The sequence below is a fragment of the Pseudomonas sp. GW821-FHT05H12 genome, assembly GCF_059419385.1.
In genome coordinates this window covers 1-5,389 of sequence record NZ_JBWKRS010000053.1, presented here as the reverse complement: position 1 = coordinate 5,389, position 5,389 = coordinate 1, and the positions used below count along the sequence as shown (strand labels likewise).

Sequence of the window (5,389 nt, the reverse complement as noted above, 5' to 3'; positions counted from 1 at the left end):
CTTTCAGGCGCCATCGCCGGCAAGCCGGGCTCCTACAGGGTTTTGTGTTGTCTCTGAGCGCTGTGAACATCATGACCACTCAAACCCTCGACCTCGCCAGCGCCACCCAGGGCTACCGCCGCCTGCTGGCGCGGCGTGCCTGGCTGCTGGCGCTACTGGGCGCCGCGCTGGTCTGCGCCATCCTCGTGGACCTGGCCAGCGGCCCGTCGGGCATGGGCCTGCTGGCGCTGCTCGACGGCATTTTGCACCCCTCCCACCTGAGCGCCACCGACCAGGTGATCATCTGGAACGTGCGCCTGCCCTACGCCTTGATGGCGGTGCTGGTCGGTTGCGCGTTGTCGCTGGCCGGGGCCGAGATGCAGGCCATCTTGAATAACCCGTTGGCCAGCCCCTTTACCCTGGGCGTGTCCTCGGCAGCGGCGTTGGGCGCGTCTCTGGTGATTGTGTTTCCGGTGACCACCGTGTGGGTCTCGGCCAATACCGCCATCTCTATCTCGGCGTTTATCTTCGCTGCCGCCTCGGTGTTTTTGCTGCAAGCCATGTCGCGCCTGCGCGGTGCCGGGGTTGAAAGCCTCGTGCTGTTTGGTATCGCTCTGGTGTTCAGTTGCAACGCGGTGGTGGCCCTGCTGCAGCTGGTCGCCACCGAAGATGTGCTGCAACAGCTGGTGTTCTGGACCCTGGGCAGCGTGACCCGGGCCAACTGGGACAAGCTCGGCATTCTGGCCTTGGTGGTTGCCGTGGTCATGCCGTTTTCCTTCACTGCCGCACCGCGCCTCACGCTGCTGCGCATGGGCGAAGACCGCGCACAAAGCTTTGGGGTCGACGTAAAGCGCCTGCGGTTTTTCTCGCTGCTGCGTATCAGCCTGCTGTCGGCGACCGCCGTGGCGTTCGTAGGCACCATCGGTTTTATCGGCCTGGTGGGTCCGCATATCGCGCGGATCCTGGTGGGCGAAGACCAACGCTTCCTCCTTCCGGCCAGCGCCCTGACCGGCGCGTTGCTGCTGTCGCTGTCGTCCATCGCCAGCAAGCTGATCATGCCCGGGGTGATCGTGCCGGTGGGCATTGTCACGGCCTTGGTGGGCGTGCCGATTTTCGTGGTGCTGGTGTTCAAGCGTGGGAGGCAGTTATGAGTGCAGGGTTATCGGTACACAACGCCAATGTGAGTTACGGGCGCCGGCAGATCGTGCACGACCTGAACCTGCCCACCCTGCCCCACGGCAGCCTGACCGCCTTGATCGGGCCCAACGGCGCCGGCAAATCCACCTTGCTGCGCGCCGTGGCCGGGCTGGAAAAAATGCAGGGCGTTGTACGATTGGGCGACCTTGACCTGTCAGCCATGTCGGTGGCCGAGCGCGCACGGCGCGTCACCTACATGCCGCAGAACTTGCCGCCCGGCCTGAGCCTGAGCGTGATGGAAAGCGTGATTGCCGCCTTGCGCGTGGCCAATACCGACGGCGTTCCCTTGTCCAATGCCGCCTGCCTGCGCGAAGCCTTTGAGGCGTTGCAGCGCATCGGTATCACGCATTTGGCCGATCAATTGTTAAGCACGTTGTCCGGTGGCCAGCGCCAATTGGTCAGCCTCGCCCAACTGATCGCGCGTCGCCCCCAGGTGATGTTGCTCGACGAACCCACCAGCGCCCTGGACCTCAACTACCAATTGAAGGTGATGGAGTGCGTGCGTTCACTGGTGCGTGAGCACAACTTGATCGCCGTGGTGGTGCTGCACGACATCAACCTCGCCGCGCGTTTTGCCGACCGTATTGCGGTGCTGCGCCAAGGGCGCTTGTACGCCAGCGGCACGGCGGATGCGGTGCTCGACCCGCTGATGTTTGCCGAGGTGTACCGCGTGCAGGTGCGCATCGAGCGCTGTTCGCAGCAGTCGTTGCAGGTGCTGGTGGACGGTGCTGTGTGATTCGCTTCTAAGGGTATGCACAAATGTTTCATTGAATTTTCGTCGGTGGAACATTACCTATACCTACAGGCATTCGCTCAAGCATCACCACCTTTGGAGAGCTTCATGATCGACCTGTATTACTGGACTACCCCCAACGGTCACAAAGTATCGCTGTTCCTGGAAGAAGCCGGCCTGCCCTATAAGGTGCACCCGATCAACATCGGCCAGGGCGACCAGTTCAAACCCGATTTCCTGAAGATCGCTCCCAACAACCGTATCCCGGCCATCGTCGATCAACACCCGATCGACGGAGGCGCGCCGATTTCGCTGTTCGAGTCCGGCGCCATCCTGCTGTACCTCGCGGAAAAAACCGGCCAGTTCATTCCCAAAGACCTGCGCGGTCGCCAGGAAACCCTGCAATGGCTGTTCTGGCAAATGGGCGGATTGGGGCCAATGGCCGGGCAAAATCACCATTTCAGCCAGTTCGCGCCTGAGAAAATTCCTTACGCCATCAAACGCTACGTAGACGAAACCGCCCGCCTGTATGGCGTGCTCGACCGCCGCCTGGCGGATCGTCCCTTCGTGGCGGGCGAGGACTACAGCATTGCCGACATGGCGATCTACCCCTGGATCGTTTCCCACAAGTGGCAGAGCCAGCGGTTGGAAGACTTCCCCCATCTGCACCGCTGGTTCAACAGCATCAAGGAGCGGCCGGCGACGGTTCGGGCCTATGAACTGGTGCAGAAGGTCAACCCACCCAAAGCCTGACCCCACCACTCTGTAGGAGCCGGCTTGCCGGCGATGGCGTTAGACCTGCCGCCATCCCTGCTGTGGCTGACGGCCTCATCGCCGGCAAGCTGGCTCCTACAGGTGTGTAATCCGCAAAATAAGCATCGCCTCCCGCTTGCGTCGTTTCGCCGCGCTCACTAACGTAGCGCCTTTACTGACGCTACCCCCGCAGGAGCTTTGCCATGGCCTCGCCAGCCCTCTCACATTTTCTTCCCCGGTTCGGCGTTGCCGCGGCAGTGGCCAGTGCATTAAGCCTGGCCGGTTGCCAGCTCCAGAGCACCCAGGACACCCTGCTCCCTGCCGCCGGCGTACAGCCGATCAAGGGTCTTGCGCAGAACGTATCGGTACGCCGCAATGCCCAGGGCATGCCGCTGATCGAAAGCAACACCTTCCACGACGCACTGTTCAGCCTCGGTTATGTGCACGCCAGCGACCGCATCACCCAGATGGTCACCCTGCGCCTGCTGGCCCAGGGCCGCCTGGCGGAAATGTCCGGGCCGGAAGTGCTGGACGTCGACCGTTTCATGCGCGCCGTCAACCTGAAAAAAAGCGCCGGCGAGCTGTACAACGCCTCCAGCCCGCGCCTCAAGCGCTTCTTCGAAGTGTATGCGCGTGGCGTCAACGCCTACCTGTTCCGCTACCGCGACAAGCTGCCGCCAGACCTGGCCCAGACCGGCTACAAGCCCGAGTACTGGAAGCCGGAAGATTCGGCGCTGCTGTTCTGCCTGCTGAATTTCAGCGAGTCGAGCAACCTGCAGGAGGAGCTGTCGTCCCTGGTACTGGCGCAGAAAGTCGGGGCCGACAAGCTCGCCTGGCTCACCCCGAGCGCGCCGGATGAACAAATCCCGCAGGCTGAAGCCGACAAGCTCAAGGGCGTGAACCTCGGCCAGATCACCGGGTTGGCCGGACTGGAAGCGGTTGGCCAGCAGCTCAACAGCCTCAACGCGCTGGCCGTGACCACGTCGAACAACTGGGCCGTCGGCCCGCAACGCAGCCGCAGCGGCAAGAGCCTGCTGGCCGGTGACCTCGCGGCCCAGCCGCAAGCGCCATCGCCGTGGAACTACGTGCAGATCCGTGCCCCGAAATACCAGGCCGTCGGCGCCTCGATTGCCGGCTTGCCAACCCTGTTGTCCGGCTTCAACGGCAAAGTGGCGTGGAGCATGAGCGCGGTCAAGGGCGATACCCAGGACCTGTTCCTCGAAAAGGTCAAACGCCAGGGCAACGGGCTGTACTACGAGAACAACGGCAAATGGCTGCCGGCCGGTGTGCGTAACGAGACCTTCTTTATCAAAGGCCAACGTTCGATCCGCGAAGTGGTGTACGAAACCCGCCATGGCGCCCTGCTTAACAGCAGCCAGGCGCTGACCACCGGTTTCGGCCTGGCCCTGCAAACCGCCGACTTCAAGGACGACAAGAGCCTGGATGCGTTCTTCGACCTGTCCCGCGCGCAAAATGCCGGCAAGGCCTCGGACGCGACCCGGGAGATCCGCGCCATCGCCCTGAACATGATCTTCGCAGACGCCAGCAACATCGGCTGGCAAGTCACCGGCCGCTTCCCCAACCGCCGCGAAGGCGAAGGCTTGCTGCCCTCGCCGGGCTGGGATACGCGCTTTGATTGGGACGGTTACGCCGACGCGATGTTGCACCCGTATGACCAGGACCCGCCCCAGGGCTGGATCGGTACCGCCAACCAGCGCACGGCGCCGCGCGGCTACGGCATGCAACTGTCCAACTCGTGGGACGCGCCGGAGCGCAGCGAGCGCCTCGCGCAACTGGCCAACGCTGGCAAGCATGACAGCCGCAGCATGATCGCCATGCAGTACGACCAGACCACCACGTTCGCCGCCAAGCTCAAGACCATGTTCCAGGCACCGGGCATGGCGCAACCACTGAAACAGGCGATCGACGCATTGCCAGCGGCCGAACAAGCCAAGGCCCGCGAAGCCCTGGGCCGCCTGATGGCCTTCGACGGCCGCCTGGTGTCCACCTCCGCAGACGCGGCGATCTACGAGCTGTTCCTGCAGGAAAGCGCCAAGCAGATCTTCCTCGACAAGCTCGGCCCGGAAAACAGCGCGACCTGGAAGGCGTTTGTCAGCAATGCCGGCCTGTCTTACTCCGCCACCGCCGACCATTTGCTCGGCCGCGAAGACAGCCCGTTCTGGGATGACACGCGCACGCCGCAAAAAGAAGACAAGCCAGCGATATTGGCGCGCAGCCTGGCCGCAGCGATCACCGCAGGCGACAGCCAACTGGGCGGCGATCACAAGGCCTGGCAGTGGGGCAAACTGCACAGCACCACCTGGAAAAACATCAACGGCCAGGTGATCCGTGGGCCGCTGGCCAGTGGTGGCGACCACAACACCTTGAACCCGGCGCCGTATAGCTGGGGCCAAAACTTCAACACCACCCAGGTGCCGGCGCTGCGCATGATCGTCGACTTCGGCCAAGCCGAACCGATGATGGGCCAGGGCGGCATCGGCCAGTCCGGCAACCCGGCCAGCCCGAACTATGCCAATGGCATCGACCCGTCGCTGAAGGCGCAATACCTGAGCTTCCCGATGCAGCCGCAGAACTTCGACAAGGCCTACGGCAAAACCCGGTTGACCCTCACACCCGGCAAGTAATCCGGCCTCACGGCCACAACCAAACCTGTAGGAGCCGGCTTGCCGGCGATGGGCCCCTCACCGACGCCATCGCCGGCAAGCC

The 5,389-nt window shown here is 63.4% G+C and carries 4 protein-coding genes; all 4 read left to right on the top strand.

What is annotated here, in order from left to right; genetic code table 11:
• The first annotated feature begins 71 nt into the window (after nucleotides 1-71).
• The 4 genes from AC07SU_RS28865 (at nucleotide 72) to AC07SU_RS28850 (ending at nucleotide 5,307) form a co-directional block, all read left to right on the top strand.
• Nucleotides 72-1,130: a FecCD family ABC transporter permease gene (locus AC07SU_RS28865; RefSeq protein ID WP_494999015.1), complete on the top strand. Its 1,059-nt coding sequence runs from the start codon at nucleotides 72-74 to the stop codon at nucleotides 1,128-1,130.
• Nucleotides 1,127-1,912: an ABC transporter ATP-binding protein gene (locus AC07SU_RS28860; protein WP_176994722.1), complete on the top strand. Its 786-nt coding sequence runs from the start codon at nucleotides 1,127-1,129 to the stop codon at nucleotides 1,910-1,912. Before AC07SU_RS28865 ends, AC07SU_RS28860 begins: the two co-directional genes overlap by 4 nt.
• A 105-nt stretch (nucleotides 1,913-2,017) precedes the next feature.
• Nucleotides 2,018-2,662 (top strand): glutathione S-transferase N-terminal domain-containing protein, encoded by a 645-nt coding sequence (locus AC07SU_RS28855; RefSeq protein ID WP_494999014.1) that lies wholly within the window; start codon nucleotides 2,018-2,020, stop codon nucleotides 2,660-2,662.
• A 203-nt stretch (nucleotides 2,663-2,865) separates the two neighbouring features.
• Nucleotides 2,866-5,307 (top strand): penicillin acylase family protein, encoded by a 2,442-nt coding sequence (locus AC07SU_RS28850; RefSeq protein ID WP_494999013.1) that lies wholly within the window; start codon nucleotides 2,866-2,868, stop codon nucleotides 5,305-5,307.
• Nucleotides 5,308-5,389: the final 82 nt, after the last annotated feature.

Excerpts from the sequence above, each read along its gene's own strand:
- AC07SU_RS28865 (WP_494999015.1), top strand. The coding sequence starts at position 72 with ATGACCACTCAAACCCTCGACCTCGCCAGCGCCACCCAGGGCTACCGC.
- AC07SU_RS28860 (WP_176994722.1), top strand. The coding sequence starts at position 1,127 with ATGAGTGCAGGGTTATCGGTACACAACGCCAATGTGAGTTACGGGCGC.
- AC07SU_RS28855 (WP_494999014.1), top strand. The coding sequence starts at position 2,018 with ATGATCGACCTGTATTACTGGACTACCCCCAACGGTCACAAAGTATCG.
- AC07SU_RS28850 (WP_494999013.1), top strand. The coding sequence starts at position 2,866 with ATGGCCTCGCCAGCCCTCTCACATTTTCTTCCCCGGTTCGGCGTTGCC.